Below are 17,278 nucleotides of genomic sequence, written 5' to 3'. Positions count from 1 at the left end.
ACTTTTTTGGAAAGAGAGAAAAATTAACCTTTTTGTTACATGCAAAATATAAAGCAAGGGTTAGGCCAATATTTTATTGACACTAAAAGTTAAAGAATGAAATTAGGAATGATATGAATATTAAAGGGTTAGAAATAAAAAATGCGCTTGGGATCCGCCAAGCGCCTTTTTGCGTCTTTCAGGGAGTTTAAGCAACAAATTTACACGGGATCACCGTACCTTTTGCCGCTTTTAATATGAATTCCATCGCCACTTCGTCACAGTGATCTTTGCGTAAACACAAATCACAATCTTTCATCACTTTTTCGGGCAACGTGTCTTTGGTGCAGTAACTAAACCCTTGTTTAGTAAAGAATCCTGGAACGCGTGTTAATACAATAATGCGATTAAGTGCAAGCTTTTTAGCCTTGGTCAGTAAGTGCTGTACCAACTGCATACCTTGCCCTTTTACCGGTGTTTGAGGATCCACACCTAAAGAACGTATTTCAGCAAGTCCTGTGTCATAAATATAGAGCGACGCACAACCTGTTATTTTTCCGTTAACCACGGTGACCGCAAACTCGTTGATTGAATGGATCATGTCGCTCTTGGCACGCGGCAAGTTTTCGCCGACTTTTGCCCAGTGCTGAATTAAAGCGGCAATCGCATCCACGTCATCTAACGTCGCGTCTCGAACGAGGATCTGCTGTTTTTTTTTCGCCGAACGCACTGCATGTTCGACTTGTGTTACCGACGTACCGCCGAGCGCCTGACGTGCAGCAATACCGGCATCTAGCTCCAATACGGGGTAGACATCTTCTTCAATAACAGCACAAACCTCTTGGAATATTTCTAAACTCAAGCCTTCTAAACTTTTGCCTTGTAAAATGGCAATTTGCACAAGCTGACCGACAATGTGATGACCTTCTCTAAATGGAATTCCCTTAGCAACCAAATAGTCGGCAAGCTCGGTGGCATTAGAATGCCCCCCTTTTGCCGCTTCACGCGTCACATCACCATTCACTTTTAGCCCTTTAATACATGCCTCAGCCATATGAATACACGCCAACCACGTTGGCATCGCATCAAATAGGCCTTCTTTGTCTTCTTGCATATCTTTGTTGTAGGCAAGTGGCAAGGCTTTCAGCGTCATCATCATAGCGCTAAATGCCCCAAAAACGCGGCCCGTTTTACCACGAATAAGCTCTAGCGCATCGGGGTTTTTCTTTTGTGGCATCAATGAAGAACCAGATGTGACACTGTCCGCAAGCTCAATAAATGCCGCCTCACCAGAATTGTAAAAAATTAAATCTTCAGCAAAACGGGATAAATGCATCATTGAAATACTAGCAACACTGAGCAATTCAACCACAAAGTCTCGATCCGATACCGAGTCCAAACTATTGCGACTAGCGTGACTGAACCCTAAATTGGTGGCTAGTACTTCTCTATCTATGGGATAAGCGGTTCCCGCCAAAGCACCACTGCCAAGCGGGCAAACATTTAGGCGCATGAGGGCGTCTTGCAAGCGTGATTCATCACGCTCAAGCATTTCAACATAAGCCATGCACCAATGACTGAACAAAATTGGCTGAGCGCGCTGCAAATGGGTGTAACCTGGCAAAATCGTACCCAACTCGCGTTCTGCCAAATCAACAAACGCTGATTTTAGCGATCCCAATGCCGCCAATAATTGCTCAGCACTTTGGCGGCTCCACAACCTAAAGTCTGTTGCAACCTGATCGTTGCGACTTCTACCCGTATGTAGCTTCTTAGCAAGATCACCCACTAGCTCAATCAGTTTTGCTTCAACATAAGAATGAATATCTTCATAGCCAGCGCCCGCCACTTCTAATGGATTGGCTTGAACTTGCTCAAGTAATTGATTCAATGCAGCAATCAAGTCTTGATGCTCTTGCTCACTCAGCACATTGACTTGCAACAATGCACCCGCCCATGCGATTGAGCCAACAATGTCCTGCTCAGCCAGCTGATAATCAAATGGCAGTGAGTCATTAAACTGTTTAAATGCCGCATCAGGCCCTGATGAAAAACGCCCGCCCCATAACGCCATAATGTTTCTCCTAACGCTCTGTATTACGACTTTTTATTCAACGCCGCGATGCGGCTAGAAAGTGAAAACAGACGAATAAACCCTTCAGCGTGTGACTGGTCATATACATCGTCTTCACCAAATGTGGCAAAGTCTTCGCTGTACAAACTATTGATAGATTGTTTTTGTACCGCACTCACTTGACCTTTATATAGCTTGAGTACTACTTCGCCCGAAGCCACTTGTGCCAGCGCTTCAGCACCCGCCAAAATTGAGTCTTTTAATGGTGTAAACCAACGACCGTCATACACTAAATGCGCAAACTCGCTGGCTAAAGTTTCTTTCCACTTGCGGCTTGATTTATCCAATACCAATTCATCAATCGCTTGTAGTGCCGCCATGATCACTGTGCCTCCTGGTGTTTCATAACAGCCACGTGACTTCATGCCAACCAAACGGTTTTCCACGATATCAACACGGCCCACACCATGTGCCGCGGCAATCTTGTTAAGTTGAACTAAGCACAGATAAGGGCTATAGCGCTCACCATTGACAGCAACAACTTGCCCTTGCTCCACGGCAACCGATACAAACTCGGCTTTGTCTGGCGCCTGCTCGGGAGACACCGTCATGGTCCAAACTTGTTCGCTCGGTTGATTCCAAGGGTTTTCCAGTTCACCTCCTTCATGAGAAATGTGCCACGCATTGGCATCACGGCTATAAATTTTTGTTGCCGATGCAGAGCATGGAATATTACGCTCGGCTAAGTAATCAAGCAGTGATTCACGGCTTGATAAGTCCCATTCGCGCCAAGGGGCAATCACCTTCAAATCTGGCGCTAACGCGGCAAAGCAAGACTCAAAACGTACCTGATCATTACCTTTGCCCGTACAACCATGAGACAACGCATCCGCGCCTACTTTACGTGCAATTTCAACCTGCGCTTTGGCAATAATAGGACGCGCCATTGAGGTGCCGAGTAAATAAGTGCCTTCGTAAATCGCGCCAGTTTTTAATGTTGGGTAAATGTAATCGCTGACTAACTGCTCTTTTAAATCGACGATATGGCATTCTGATGCCCCCGAGGCAATGGCTTTTTCTTCTACACCAATCAGCTCTTCTTCGCCTTGACCTACGTCAGCCACAAAAGCCACCACTTCACAGCCGTAGTTTTCTTTCAACCAAGGCACGATAGCCGAAGTATCTAATCCACCAGAATACGCCAATACTACTTTTTTGATTTCGCTCATTTTACTTTACTTCCTTACACGTAATTTGGATTTAACAGTGATACCAACAGCGCATTCTGGGCATGCATGCGGTTCTCAGCTTGTTGAATGATTTTTGAATTTTCGCCATCCATCACCTCTGAGGTGATCTCATATTCGCGGTGCGCCGGTTGACAGTGTAGTACCGTACTGGCTCCCGTTTGCAGTAATAGCGATTGATTAATTTGGTACGGCATAAAGGTTTGCTTAACTTGCTCCAAGCACGCATTGTTACCCATAGACACCCAAGTATCGGCATACAGGGCATTCGCACCCACGGCGGCTTCAACACGATCGCTGATCAACACAGATGCGCCGTTAGCCGCTGCAATTTGTTCGGCTTGTTTGACAATTTGCGCATCTGGAGAGTGGCCTTTAGGGCACACTGCCACAAAATCGGTACCAAGCGTTGCCGCCAATAACATCAGTGAGTGCGTTACGTTATTACCTTCCCCCAAGTAAGCGAGTTTTAGCTGGCTTACATCGCCATGCACTTCTTGTAGTGTTAAAAAGTCAGCCAAGGCTTGGCACGGGTGATAAAGGTTGCACAAACTATTCACCACAGGAATAGAAGCGTGCTCTGCCAAGGTGTTTAAGGTACTGTGATGATTAACACGCGCCACCAAACCATCTGCCCAAGCTGAAATATTCAACGCAAAGTCTTTTACCGATTCACGAGAGCCCATCGCGCCATTTTGCTGATCAAGATAAACCGCATGCCCGCCTAATTTGTTGATCCCAATGTCAAAAGATAAACGTGTACGTAAACTCGGTTTTTCATAGAGTGTGACTATCGACTTACCCGCTAGGGCATGGGCATACTCTTGCGGCTGATTTTTAATGTTTTGCGCAAGTTGTAGTAGTTTCAAAATCTTTGCTTGATCTAACTCTAGACCCGTTAAAAAGTGCTGTATCATGTGCTTTCCTATGGAGTGATCTGTGTACCAACGTGTGCGCCTTCGAGTAACGCACCAAGATTTTCTGGCTTTTGCCAACTTGAGATATACACTCCACGTCGTAAGTGTTGGGCTGCGCGAAGGCTGGTCTTAACTTTGACCTCCATTCCGCCCACAATCACTCCTGTTTCGATTAAATCCTCAATTTGCGCTTGATTAAGTTGGTGTAGCGGTTGCTGATTGGCATCAAGCACCGCTTCAACGTCCGTCATAAAAATCAGTTCAGCATTGAGATGACTGGCAATCGCTGCGGCAGCTTCATCGGCGTTGACGTTAAATAATTGACCGTCCTCACCGATACCGACCGAACTAACAAGTGGTGTTCGACCAAGCTCAAGCATGGCCGCTAATAAACTCGGTGCGCCTTCAATGCATTCGCCTACTTGGCCCAACGCTTTCAACTTTTGTTGTGCAAAAAGGCCCGCTTCGTATAAACAGCAACCCACTGGCTGTAAACCCGTCGTGATAGCCTGTGCCATAAGCTGTTTATTCGCACAGCCCGCCAAAGCACCTACAATGTAAGGCATTTGTTCTTTTGGACTAATGCGCAAGCCTTGGTGTTTTGCTGTGGCAAAGCCTGCATCCGTTAACCAACGGTCAACCAGCGCACCACCGCCATGTACAACCACAAATTGCTTGCTGTTATCTTGCTCACTCACTTTCGCAAGCTGTTTAAATAATTCTTTGGCTGCATCTTCTTTATCCAATACCGCGCCACCGACTTTGATCACCCAAGTTTGCATTACCAAGCTCCCTTTAAGCCTAACTCTGGTTTTAACTGACTCGCGAGGTTCATGCATTGCAAGGCCTGACCTGCTGCGCCTTTAAGTAAGTTATCAATCGCTGCAACAACAATGAGTTGCGCTCCTTGTTGTTGCCAACCGATGTCAACATAAGGCAAACCTGCAACGCTCTTGATTGAAGGTAGCTGTGCACCCTTAAGTCTGATCAGCGGCTCATCGGCTAATACCTGATATGCTTGCTCTACTTGATTAGCCGTTACCTCAGGTTTTAGTTGTACGTAAATGGTTTCTAAAATACCGCGTGAGAAGTTACCCAAATGAGGCGTGAATAACACTTCATGACCAAGATACTGAGTGATCTCAGGCGTATGGCGATGGTTAAATAAACCGTATGGCGATAGCGAAACTTCACAAAAGTGGGTATTAATACTGGCTTTTCTACCTGCACCAGTCACACCAGACACCGCATTGATGATAATTTTTTCATCAGCGATTAAACCGGCTTGTTTAAGTGGCTTAAGCGCATTTAAAGCGGCTGTTGGATAGCAGCCAGCAACAGCAACAAGCTGCGCCTTAGCTATCGCTTGTGCGTTCCATTCCGCCAAGCCATATTCGGCTTGTTCAAGCCACTGAGGATACGGGTGGCTAAAGCCATAGTAGGTATCGTAATCACTACTGCTGGCTAAACGGTAACCACCTGATAAATCGAATACTTTTTTACCCATTTCCAGAAAACGCGGTGCAAGCTCTACGCTCACTTTATGGTCTGTGCATAAACACACATAATCCGCATACAATTCAATGTCTTGGTATGCTTTGTCATCTAGAGGCAATAAGGGCGTGTCGAGCAAAACTCCATGCTCAGGATATAACTGGCTCAATAACTTGTTTTTATCCAAGCTTTGCTCCGACACGTAACAACCCGACAGGGAGAAGTTGGGATGCTTTGCTACTAAACTGGCTAACTCTGCGCCGCTGTATCCGCTGGCACCTACTAAGGCTACATTCAACATTTTTACTAAAGCTCTCTTTTTCTATTGCGTTTATGGGTCAAGATGAAATTAAATGGTGAATGAGTATCGTCGCATGTCAGCACCTGAAATATTTATGCTAAAAAAGTGAATTGATATTCATACTAAACACCTTTAAATTGTTATGCAAATACTTTAAATAAATATTTTTGGATTTTTTATGACCAACCCAAATTTTTTGGCTATGTACCAGCAATTAATTGCTCATCCATCCGTCAGTGCACTCGATCCCACACTCAACATGAGCAATCGTCCAGTCATAGAGCTATTAGCCAACTGGTGCGAAAACTTAGGTTTTAACGTAGAGATCAGTGAGCTAGATTCGGCCCCTGGAAAATTCAATCTGATAGCCAAACGAGGCGAAGGAAGTGGCGGGCTGATGCTGGCGGGTCACACCGATACCGTGCCATTTGATGACAGTCGCTGGAACCATGATCCGTTCCAACTAAAAGAATTAGACAATAAGCTTTATGGACTTGGTTCGATTGATATGAAAGGCTTTTTTGCTTTCGTGCTGAATGCGATACAAAGCTTAGATGCGCAATCAAACACGCAAAAAGCTCCCATCATCATCTTAGCGACGGCCGATGAAGAAACAACCATGGCTGGCGCACAACAAATTGCGAAACATACTGATTTAAAACCCGCACAATGTGTGATTGGCGAACCAACCGATATGACTCCGGTATACACGCACAAAGGGCACATGAGTAGTGCAATACGTATCCTTGGTCGCTCAGGACATAGTTCCGACCCTGATAGAGGGCTCAATGCCATCGAAGTGATGCATAAAGTGATTGCAAACTTATTACAACTGAAAGAAGAGTTAAAGAATAAATATTCACTACCTGATTTTGCAATTCCCTACCCAACTTTAAACTTAGGGCACATTCATGGCGGCGATAATGCGAATCGCATTTGCGGCTGTTGTGAGTTGCATATCGATTTGAGACCACTGCCGGGCTTGAGTATCAAACAACTACAGATGCTGTTGCTAGATGCGGTCGCGCCGATTAACGAACAATACCCCAACAGCGTAGAAGTGATTGACTTGCATGACCCTATTCCCGCTTTTAGTGGCCGCACCGACAGCGCCCTTGTGCGGATGGCAGAAAAGCTCTCTAATACCCAAGCAGTTGCCGTAAACTACTGTACGGAAGCACCTTTTATTCAACAGCTGGGTTGTGAAACCATTGTGATGGGTCCGGGGAGTATTGAACAAGCGCACCAACCCGATGAATTTTTGGCAATGGAGAAGATTAAGCCCGCGCAAGATATTATTCGCCAACTCATCTTCAATAGCTGCTATACAAACGCATAAGCCCCTATAAAAACGCCGAGCATTGCTCGGCGTGGTTTGTATCTTCTCGTTTAAATTGGCGAACCCGGAGGCATTTTAATCGCTTTAAAACCATCCGGCCATTTGCCACTATCTAAGAACGACTGAACTTGTCGAGCAAGTTCATGACGAAATGCCGTTTGCTCATTCACATCACTAAACAATGACTGTTGATCAAACTGTTTAGCCACGCGCATCAGTTGATAACGTAACTGTGCTTGCACCTCAGGCTCAACGTTATCCGAGCTAGCTAGCTGGGCGATACGCGCTGCTGTTAAGAACTGTACGCGTTGCGTGAGCTTCTGCTCCATACCACTCTTGCCACTTGCATCAAACACGGTTCGATACAGGCTGTTCATTACCTCATTTAGGCCTAAGTATTTGTCACTGCGAGCATGTTGCTGCGACAAACGATTTAAGCGCTGTGCATTAAGTAACAGCGACAAGCTATGATTGACCGCCACCTCAGGCAACGCCATGGCATCGAGTACCAGTCCCGTTCTGCCATAAATGCTTTCGCGGGTTTTGCTCTCACCATATGCTTTTGGCGGGATCAGCGCCAAAATGCTACCGGGAATACGGAGCTGTTGTGCATCAAGCGTCGCAAGCAATGCATTAAGTGCTTTTTGTTGCGCCTCTTTGGCCACTACTTGCGCACCTTTTGCTACCTGCTCGCCGCGCACTTCATAGTCATAGTCCACACCACCAATTAACTTCACGGCAGATTCAACTTGATAGCGATGGAATAGGTAGAGTGGCACTAGCTTTTCTTCAAGCTGCGATAACGCCACACCCGTTTTAATATTATTGATACCAAAGGTGTTCAACGCTTGCTGACGAATACTCAGTACACGCTTAAGTTCGTCTGCAGAGTCAGCACCATTGTCCCACAAATGGGCCGTTGGATGTGCGCCACCTTGTGCTCTCGCATCGCTATCGGAAATAAACTCCAGACCGAGTTCACGGTTTTCAGCCAAAATATCTGCTAACGCTTTTGCTTCATCGGCTTGACTAAAATCACTGTAACCATACTTGATCACTTGTGTGTCCCACTGACCCGTGCCCTTTGCATAGCCTTGAGTAACATCTAGTTGACCTTGCGCATTAAAACTTACCAAAGGATGTGGATAATCCATCACCGAGGCACGATCTTTCATCGACGCTGAGAAGTTATGAGCAATACCTAAAGTGTGACCAATCTCATGAGCGCTAAGCTGACGAATACGGTTTAGAGCCATATCGTGAAGTCGACTCACAACTTCGTCACCTTTAACAAACGGTGCAGCCAAAGCTTCTGCTATTAAAATGTCTTGGCGAACGCGCAGTGAACCTAACGTCACATGACCTTTTATGATCTCACCTGTACGCGGGTCAATCACCGACGCACCATAAGACCAACCGCGTGTAGCACGGTGCACCCATTGGATCACGTTATAGCGAATATCCATCGGGTCCGCTGTTTCTGGTAGGATTTTGATCTGAAATGCATTTTTATAACCCGCAGCGGCAAACGCATCATCCCACCATTTTCCACCTTCTAGCAATGCGGTCTTCACGGGCTCTGGCACGCCTGGATCAAGATAGTAAACAATCGGCTCAACCGGTTCACTCACCGCAGCACTGGGGTCTTTTTTCGCTAAACGGTGACGTGGAATATAACGCACCAACATCGACTCACCCAAAGGCGCCGAATAGTCTTTATGCTCTATGCTCCAATACCCTGATTGCGGATGGAATTTACGCGGCTGGTAGTTATCATCCGGTAACTTCACTAGCGAGTGATGCTGATGCACCGTGATAGCATAAGGATCAGCAACTGCTTGACGTACGTATTCACCCGGCTTTGAGCCAGCGAAAGTCAATACAGCTTCAAGTTCGGTGTTTTCGACAAATGCTTTGCTACGTTCCATAAACACAGCACTACGAGATTGATCTAGGCTAAAACTGCCCTGCTCTCGTTGTGCGAGCGTGCGACTCACCGCATGTACATCCGATAACAAATATGGGGTGTAATCGATAAGTACGCTATCTGAATCTTCCGCCACCACTTTAAAACCTTGCAAAATACTTGATGCAAAAGCTTCATTGACGCTTTGCTGCTCAGCTTTGTTGTCGGAACTTGCGCGATAGTAACTATTCAAGGCGCGCAACATCACTTTGTCGCCAAAACGCTCAAACTGCACTAAATACGTGCCCCCCAACTGACCTCGGTCTAAGCCGATGTCATTGGAACCCACCCCATAAGGTAGGCTATGCTGAAGTAGAAAAGGTTGTTTGAGTTTATCAACATCTAAATAGATTTTGCCGTTGCTGGTATCGGCATAAAAAGAGTAGTAACCCGGAAAACGATTTAACTTATCAGTAAACTCATCAATGGGCTTAATTGCTGCGGCTGCTTGAGTTATCATAGTGCCCAGCAAAGTACAGAGAATGAAAGATAGTGTGCCTATTTTTCGCATATTCTTACCTTGTTATTAGTGGTTTTTATGGCTGTTCTAACCCCAGTATATAAAATTGTATACAAAACACAGCCATTTTAAGACGAAATTCAGTGAAGCTGTCAGTCAACCTCTCACATTTATGACTGTCACCACAACGTTATCAGGATCAAAAACTATGCGTAGACTCCCTCCAGTGCTTATTGAAGACGGTTGCTCACGAGAGCTATTGTCTCTTATCCGTACAATTTTAGCGGCCTGTAAAGAAATCTCTTTCCGTGTGGGTCAAGGTGCCCTGTCTGGTGTGCTTGGCTCAACTTTAGACGAAAACATTCAGGGTGAAACCCAGAAAAAACTGGATGTACTATCAAACCAGTTATTAAAAGATATTTTGCTAGAGTCTGGCTACGTTAAAGCCATCGCTTCGGAAGAAGAAGATTACACCGTTGCGGGTAACCCTAATGCAGATTACATCGTGGCATTTGACCCACTAGATGGCTCGTCAAACACCGATATTAACTCACTGGTTGGCACTATCTTTTCCATTATGAAAGCACCAAAAGATGCCGACCCTGCTGACGAAACTATTTTTATGCAGCCGGGCCATCAGCAAGTTGCCGCAGGGTATGTACTCTACGGCCCATGCACAACGTTGGCTTTAACAATCGGTAAAGGTACGCGTATTTTCACTTTGGATAAAACCCACGGCAGCTTTATGCTGACTGAAGAGTTTGCAAAAATTCCTGAAGACACCAAAGAATTTGCTATCAATGCCTCTAACCAACGTCACTGGCAGCCGGCGATGCAAAATTACGTCAACGATTTGCTCGCGGGTGATACTGGCCCACGAGGTAAAAACTTCAACATGCGTTGGATTGCCGCCATGGTGGGTGATGTACACCGCGTATTGTGCCGTGGTGGTTTGTTTACCTATCCTGCCGATACTAAAGATCCTAACAAGCCATTCAAGCTACGTTTACTCTACGAAGCCAATCCAATGGCCATGCTTGTTGAGCAAGCTGGCGGTATCGCACACACCGGTGAGCAGCGTATTTTGGATATCGATCCACAAGAGATCCACCAACGCGTGCCTGTGATCTTAGGCTCGAAAAACGAGGTGGAAGCGTGCTTGGGGTATCATAAGTAGTTGATGTGATTGAGTAGCACGGAGGTGCTACTCTTCTTGCGATGAAGTTGATATTAATTGTACTTCTACACCTTTGTGTTTCAGTGCCTCTATCAAAGCTATAGGTAGTTTTTCCTCTTCTTTTTTTGGTGAGTGCTGCCAAATAACTTTTTCTAATTCTGATAAGTTTAAAAGCGATTGCCACTCATTCACTGACTCTACATGACAATGCGAGCATATCAACGTTTGAAGCTTTTCAAGGTTAGACAAAATATCCCAGCTTGTAATTGTACAATGTCCAAGTCCTATCCTTAGTAGAGAACTTCTATCTAGTGTTAATGAACTATCTATGGTTTTCCCTGCAATTACACACACCACTAAATTAGGAAATGATGATAAAGACTTAAGAACATCATCTTTTGGTCGATCTAAATAAACTTCCTCAATTGTATTTGGCATCAAATCTATATCCAAATTTCTTAGGTTTGGTGTAAACAACCGGAGTATACGCAAGCTAGAAAAACGTTTAATGCTAGGTAATATAAGGGGTACAGCGGAAGATAATGTAAGCTCAGTAATTTTTAAATCAGGTAATTGTGCTATTCCATCAGCGCCATCAACAAACAAAATCAGCTTTTTTAGGTTATTTAGCTTGCCTAGCCAAGAAAAGTCTTGAATCGCAAGACAAGAAAGCTCTTCACTATCCCTCATCAGTTCTATGACCTTCTCTGTATCCATTGCAACTTCCAGAGATAACTCATGAGCTTCTATATCTAAATCTAAGATAGAAACCCCGGCACTAAAATATGTGTACGCGATGTGGCATTTTACCAATTCAATCTGTTTGTCAGAAAGCTTAACAGCCACATTAGTGATGATTTTTGCTTCCAGGCCTATCCGCGTATCAGAGTAACTTTCTTGTTTTGGAAATAATGCCTGATAGATTTTATCCGCTTGCTTTCTATTTTTGCCTTGTGCAGCAAATTCTTCAAAGACCAATTGCCATATCTCTTCCCAACTGGCTTGGTTGGTCGACTCAATCAGGCTGTCAAATACCGTTTGTTCTTCCTTAATCTCGGCATAATGCACGCTGATATAATAAGCACAAAAATATTCCTGAAACGATAAGTGACTAAAACCAAATACCTCATCGCCCGCATCATTACCTTTGGGAATAAAAAAACCAGTACGGCGTTGTAGATACTCAATCAACTGCGCACTATATTTATCGACTTCGTCGACTTCTAAAATCTCGGTCAGTTGCAAATCAAAAAATAACTTAAGCTGAGCGAAAGAAATGTTATGAATTGACCCATGGCCGACCTCAGGTAGTGCTTCTCGGGCATACTCTAGTTCTTCATCACTCAGCGCTTTGAGGGGTTGCTTTGGTAAGGGAAGCTGTCCCGCATGCATGCAATACGCAAGCTTGCCCAGCCAGTTACGAATATCTTGATAGTCAAAATCAGTCTCTGGCTTAAACTTGAGTTTGCGCGCCTTGTCCATTGATTCTAAGTAGGTGCCAACAATGCGGCGATAAAGCTCCGCTCGACCGTGAGGCAAGCTACCTCTGCGCCATTGAATAAAGCTAATCAAGTTAAGCAGTACAGGAATACGCGACAGCGCATCCAATTGCGCTAAGTCTTGGTTAATTTCGGTGATGTTCTCAACAAATTCATCGCGCTGCTCTTTATTCGGTGGCAAGTACTGCTCCACCCAGTTTTTAGCAAAACGCCCGCGCTGCTCTGCTAAAAATGGCATTAAATAAAATACGCTGGGTAGGCTTAGCTTTTTGAATAAATCCATTTGTTCCGCACCAGAGTGAAAAAAACGATGCCAACTTGCTCTGGTTTCATCAATTTCAATATCTAAAGCCAAATCATCGCTTTGTTTATTAAGCCCCTTACCTGTTTGGATCACATTCCGTTCACGACCTTGTTCACCAAACCAAAACCGCTCATTATCAAAGCCAACCACCCGACTGGTCATAAGTAAACGTGTTGATGGGTAACCTGTTAACAACTGCATGATTTGTTTTGATAGCCACTGACTTTGCGCTTGACTGATTTCATCTAAACCATCCACCAGCAGTAACACTTGGCCCAATTTAAATAACTGTAATAGTGTTTCTTTCTCTTGTTCAGTATCTAAAATAAGCGCGGCGAGAGAGTCGCCTTGCGAGTTTAAAATAAGTTCAATAAATGCCTGATCAGATATAGGCGATAGTTCAGTGGGTAAATTACGCGTGATCAGCCTAAGCGGAAATAAGGCACCCAGGTGTTTTTTAGCGTAATTATCGCTCCAGTGACATAAAGAGCACAGTAACCACTGCACTAAGGTCGTTTTACCTACACCTGGGTCGCCTAAAATGATCGTTCTTGGATTATCTTTAAGTACATCTGCCACATTCAGTAATGTTAACGGCTCATGCTCATCGGGCTTTGCCTCAGCCTTAACAAACTCTTCGGTACTGACCCTTTTTTTACTCAGTTTTGGTAATACATAGAGTTGGTCGATATGTACTCGTTTTTTATCACCATCACTGTCGTCGAGTTCTAAGCCTTGGTTACCCAAGTAGCTTTCTTGTTTTATCACTTGCTCTAAATAGCGATACAAAGGTGTACGACCAACTCTGATAAACTCGGATTGATTCGGTTTTTGGTAGTCTGGAAATTGACTAAATCGCGACATTGTAGATTTAGAACCTTGTAAAGACATAATACGGCCTAGTGATAATTATAATGGCAGATAAGCTGGTGCATAATATCACTTACAGCCTCTGGTTGTGTATTGCAGTGTTCCGCGATCCCTGTTTCATCTTCAAATAATGGCTTTATTTTGAATACGCTCAAATCGCTAGGGTGCTCATACTTCGTCTGAGTTTTTGCATCAAAATGGTCTTTATTTAGCTCATAAAATGCAGAGCTCGCTTTGTCATATACTTTTTCGTCGTTTATTGCTTTGCAAAAGTCGTATATATCCATCGCTCCATCATCTCGAAGCTCAACGCTCTCATATATTCGTCTGTAACTCACCGCTAAACTTGCTACGATCAGCACACATGCCAATAACAGCTCTTCACGCTTTCCCGCTTCTATTGGGATAAACTGAGCATAAAACCTATCACTTTGTTCAGGACTAATGAGCTTGTTTGCTTGTACCTTACGTAAGTAGCTAGCCACACGATTACTGATCATTTTTAGTCGTCGAGGGTTTGCAGGTAAGCAATCGTATTGATCCAAAATCACTCTTAGATCCTCTAAAAACCTCTGATCCGGATGGCTATTATGCAACTCATCTAAATGCTCCATAAAAAAATCCGTTTTCTGCTGATGCAAAGGCATTGGTAATCGGTGTGCCTCTTGGCATAGTTTTTCTAAATACTCTACGCCCAAATAACTGTATTGACTCTTCGCCTGTACCTGTTGTTCAGGCACTAGATCGATAAACTGCTTTTGTAAAAAACGCTCGATTTGTTGCTGGTCAATGGCCATCACCACGGTACAATTAGGAATGTTTAGATAGAGTTTCAGCCCTTCTAGTAATTTATAGGCCATTTCAGGCTCACAGCGGTCCAAATCATCGATAAAAATAACCAGCTTTTTCTTTTTTTCGCCAATGAGCGCTTTAACAGCTTCGGTTAATGCATTATTAATTTGATCTGGCGCGAGTCGAGTTAATAAATGATCTTTTTCGTACTTTTCACCCATTGCCTGCACTTTATCGAAGCCTGTAGCCCCCGTGGCCTTTTTCATCACGCCATCAATCACCGAAAGTGCGCCTAATATAGAAATACTCGCTAATTTTCCTGCCGAGTTAATAAACTTGGTGCTTGTTGAAAAGTGCCTCTGAATACAATGTAATAGCGCAACAATCGGTGTTTTTTCATGTTGATAACGCCAGGCTTCAAACCAAATACCGACACATTCACCATCGAACGCCTCTTCATCGCCATTGTGTGTTGCAAATTCTACTGGAGCAGCACCTGTCACAGCTTTATAAGCACCCGCTAAGCAAGATGTTTTACCGCTCCCCCAATACCCTGTAATGGCTATGGTTTTGGGGCTATCGGAATGGATAATGTCGTGTGAAATGTTGGTGATAAATTTCTCTGTACCCAAAAATTCGCAAGGTTGTGCGGTAGGTTGGTCATTATGGCTCTGTTTTTTGCTCAATGCGTAGTTCCTTGTACATTACAATCAATGACTTAACTGTTGCCATTATCCTATGGCAGTTCGACACCTGTGACAAGTAAGTTTGTAGCGTGTAAAACCCTATGCTTTCATTGCCTGCCACTGCTCTAGTGGTATTGCTCTGGCAACCAGCGCAGGGTTTTCAAACCCCCACTGAGTTTTAAGCCATGTTAGCATTCGTTCTTCTAAAATAGGCTCAAGCTTAAGCAAGCTTTCATCTAGCCAGTAGTGCAGCTCGCAGTCATAGCCGTCAACCTCGCTGGCATCAATATACACAGTACCAATACATTCTTTATCATCGGCATCGAACACACAAAAGCCATACGCAATATTTTCATTAAACTCACGTAAATGATGTTTCATCGCTGAAGTATTATCGGCCAGCGTCATATCCGGCTTGGGCCAATCGGTTTGCCCCACAAAAAGCTCACGAAGCCTTGCCTGATTGCGCATAACCAACGCATAGTCCGGCTCGCTAAACTTTGGCTGCATCACATGCAAAGTAAAGTGTTCATCTTGATAATGGTGTTGGATTGCTTTGGGATTGAGTGGCATTAATTCATATTCCTTATTTATTTTTCTTTTAATAGGGTGAGCATCTGGCTCACTTTTTCGAGGGTAAGGTCCCCCATTTGATCGGGGTTTGCCAGTGCATATAACACCCCCTCAACTTGGCTGTGATCAATATCGCCACGCATTTCCAGTAAACCCGCCCACATGTCTAATTCATCAATATCAACCATACCTTGCATCACTTGTGTCAGTGCTGCACAGATGTCGTCATTGCTTAGGATATAGACCACATTCGCTTGAGAGTAAGCGCTTAATCGCCCGTAAACTTGCTGATAATCAGCCTCTAAACGCGCCAATGTTGCTAAATCTTGATAGTGAGCTGTGTTAAGATCTGTCGAGTTGTTATTCATGGTGAAAAATATGTCTTGTTCTAAATGTGGTCAAACACTTGAGTGTAGCGCCGATGCGCAGTGCTGGTGCATGGCATTGCCCAATATATTGCCAGTTAGCAAAGTATCTGGATGTTTATGCCGAAGTTGTTTGCTCCAAGCAATTAGAGCACATATTGAGGGCATAAGCACCCAACCTATTAAAGCTCAGCTTGATTTGGCTCGCCCATATAAGCATTCAGCCGCTGTCGAAGGGTTAGATTACGACATAGAAAATGGCCTGCTGGTAATGAGCCGTTGGGCACATCTAAAACGTGGTAGTTGCTGCGGCAATGGCTGCCGCCATTGCCCATTTAATTAGCTGTTAATTCCCCGTTTCAACCGGCAAGTCACTTGGTAAGCCCCATTCGCTCCACGAACCATCATAGACACTCAGGTTGGTATATCCGCATTCGTCGGCGGCCAATGCCAGCATGCAGGCGGTGATGCCTGAACCACAGCTAAACTGCAGTGCTTGATCGCCGATATTTAAACCATCAAATAGTGCTTGTAACTCGTGCACAGGTTTAACCAAACTGTTTTCATCCAGTATCGACTTATAGGGTAAATTTTTACTGTTTGGAATATGGCCACTGCGCATATTTTCGCGCGGCTCTGGGTCTTCACTGCTAAAACGTTTTGCGCCTCTTGCGTCTAGCACGCAAACCGATTCATCTTCAATCGCGGACAATACTTTATCTTTATTAATAAAGTAGCCTACTCTTGGCTTAGCTATGAAATTTCCAACTTCCGTCGTTTGCGCATAATGTTGTGCAGTAGGCAGTGCCAACTTTTGCCATTGCACTAAGCCGCCATCCAACACATACACATTGTCAAACCCCATGCTCTTGAACATCCACCAAGCTCTCGCGGCACTAAATAAGCCCAAGTCGTCATAAACCACTATAGTATCACTGTCATCAATACCCAGTTGACGCACATTGGCTTGAAACTGCTGGGCACTGCACATGGTGTTTGAAAGCGGGCTCTCAGGATCAGCAAAAGCGCCACTAATATCAAAGCGCTTTGCACCTTGGATAATGGCGGGCGGATCATAAGGTTTGGATGTGCCCACTGGCGCAATGCCAGCATCCAAGATCTGCACCTGCGTTATATTTTCAACAAGCCAGTCACAGCTTTTCAAGTTTTTCATTTTAAATCCTTTATTCGCCAACAAGGGGTGAAATTCGCAATACGCTCAAGTTATACTAATC

14 protein-coding genes are annotated in these 17,278 nt (G+C 44.5%); 3 read left to right on the top strand and 11 right to left on the bottom strand.

What is annotated here, in order from left to right:
- Positions 1–187 precede the first annotated feature (187 nt).
- From argH to argC, 5 genes are read right to left on the bottom strand one after another with little or no spacing between them, the layout of a single operon-like run.
- A complete protein-coding gene (argH, locus tag AC5FX4_RS04770) occupies positions 188–2,053 on the bottom strand; it encodes an argininosuccinate lyase (RefSeq protein WP_493605335.1) in 1,866 nt (621 codons plus the stop codon).
- A gap of 23 nt (positions 2,054–2,076) precedes the next feature.
- A complete protein-coding gene (locus AC5FX4_RS04765; protein WP_493605334.1) occupies positions 2,077–3,282 on the bottom strand; it encodes an argininosuccinate synthase in 1,206 nt (401 codons plus the stop codon).
- 14 nt (positions 3,283–3,296) lie between these two features.
- The gene (locus AC5FX4_RS04760; RefSeq protein WP_493605333.1) at positions 3,297–4,217 is read right to left on the bottom strand and encodes an ornithine carbamoyltransferase; all 921 of its coding nucleotides are present in this window, start codon (positions 4,215–4,217) and stop codon (positions 3,297–3,299) included.
- A gap of 8 nt (positions 4,218–4,225) precedes the next feature.
- A complete protein-coding gene (gene argB / locus AC5FX4_RS04755) occupies positions 4,226–5,005 on the bottom strand; it encodes an acetylglutamate kinase (protein WP_493607774.1) in 780 nt (259 codons plus the stop codon).
- Positions 4,999–6,009: an N-acetyl-gamma-glutamyl-phosphate reductase gene (gene argC / locus AC5FX4_RS04750; protein ID WP_493607773.1), complete on the bottom strand. Its 1,011-nt coding sequence runs from the start codon at positions 6,007–6,009 to the stop codon at positions 4,999–5,001. The genes argB and argC overlap by 7 nt, the downstream gene beginning before the upstream one ends.
- Before the next feature lie 181 nt (positions 6,010–6,190).
- Here argC and argE point away from each other — a divergent pair, with 181 nt between their 5' ends.
- Complete coding sequence (gene argE, locus AC5FX4_RS04745; protein ID WP_493605332.1) at positions 6,191–7,351, top strand: acetylornithine deacetylase; 1,161 nt, start codon at positions 6,191–6,193, stop codon at positions 7,349–7,351.
- Positions 7,352–7,401: 50 nt separating this feature from the next.
- On the opposite strand, the gene AC5FX4_RS04740 is transcribed toward argE, so the two are convergent.
- On the bottom strand, positions 7,402–9,828 hold the full coding sequence (locus tag AC5FX4_RS04740) for a zinc-dependent metalloprotease (protein WP_493605331.1): 2,427 nt from the start codon (positions 9,826–9,828) through the stop codon (positions 7,402–7,404).
- Between the two features lie 157 nt (positions 9,829–9,985).
- Here AC5FX4_RS04740 and AC5FX4_RS04735 point away from each other — a divergent pair, with 157 nt between their 5' ends.
- Positions 9,986–10,954 (top strand): class 1 fructose-bisphosphatase, encoded by a 969-nt coding sequence (locus AC5FX4_RS04735; protein ID WP_493605330.1) that lies wholly within the window; start codon positions 9,986–9,988, stop codon positions 10,952–10,954.
- Between the two features lie 27 nt (positions 10,955–10,981).
- Here the strand turns inward: AC5FX4_RS04735 and AC5FX4_RS04730 are convergent, their stop codons facing one another.
- From AC5FX4_RS04730 to AC5FX4_RS04715, 4 genes are all read right to left on the bottom strand, one after another.
- On the bottom strand, positions 10,982–13,648 hold the full coding sequence (locus AC5FX4_RS04730) for an NACHT domain-containing protein (RefSeq protein ID WP_493605329.1): 2,667 nt from the start codon (positions 13,646–13,648) through the stop codon (positions 10,982–10,984).
- 8 nt (positions 13,649–13,656) lie between these two features.
- Positions 13,657–15,105, bottom strand: coding sequence for a KAP family P-loop NTPase fold protein (locus AC5FX4_RS04725; protein WP_493605328.1), 1,449 nt, complete (start codon positions 15,103–15,105; stop codon positions 13,657–13,659).
- A 99-nt stretch (positions 15,106–15,204) separates the two neighbouring features.
- Complete coding sequence (locus AC5FX4_RS04720) at positions 15,205–15,678, bottom strand: GNAT family N-acetyltransferase (RefSeq protein WP_493605327.1); 474 nt, start codon at positions 15,676–15,678, stop codon at positions 15,205–15,207.
- A 17-nt stretch (positions 15,679–15,695) separates the two neighbouring features.
- The gene (locus AC5FX4_RS04715; RefSeq protein ID WP_493605326.1) at positions 15,696–16,046 is read right to left on the bottom strand and encodes a hypothetical protein; all 351 of its coding nucleotides are present in this window, start codon (positions 16,044–16,046) and stop codon (positions 15,696–15,698) included.
- Between the two features lie 10 nt (positions 16,047–16,056).
- Here AC5FX4_RS04715 and AC5FX4_RS04710 point away from each other — a divergent pair, with 10 nt between their 5' ends.
- Positions 16,057–16,386, top strand: a complete 330-nt coding sequence (locus tag AC5FX4_RS04710) for a C1orf53 family protein (protein ID WP_493605325.1) — start codon at positions 16,057–16,059, stop codon at positions 16,384–16,386.
- A 3-nt stretch (positions 16,387–16,389) separates the two neighbouring features.
- Here AC5FX4_RS04710 and AC5FX4_RS04705 read toward each other — a convergent pair whose 3' ends face one another.
- Entirely contained in the window at positions 16,390–17,217 is an 828-nt protein-coding gene (locus tag AC5FX4_RS04705) for a sulfurtransferase (RefSeq protein ID WP_493605324.1), read from the bottom strand.
- Positions 17,218–17,278 lie beyond the last annotated feature (61 nt).

Source organism: Pseudoalteromonas sp. ATL1, assembly GCF_058933015.1.
The sequence above is the reverse complement of the archived record's forward strand: the minus strand, read 5'-3'. Positions and strand labels throughout refer to the sequence as shown.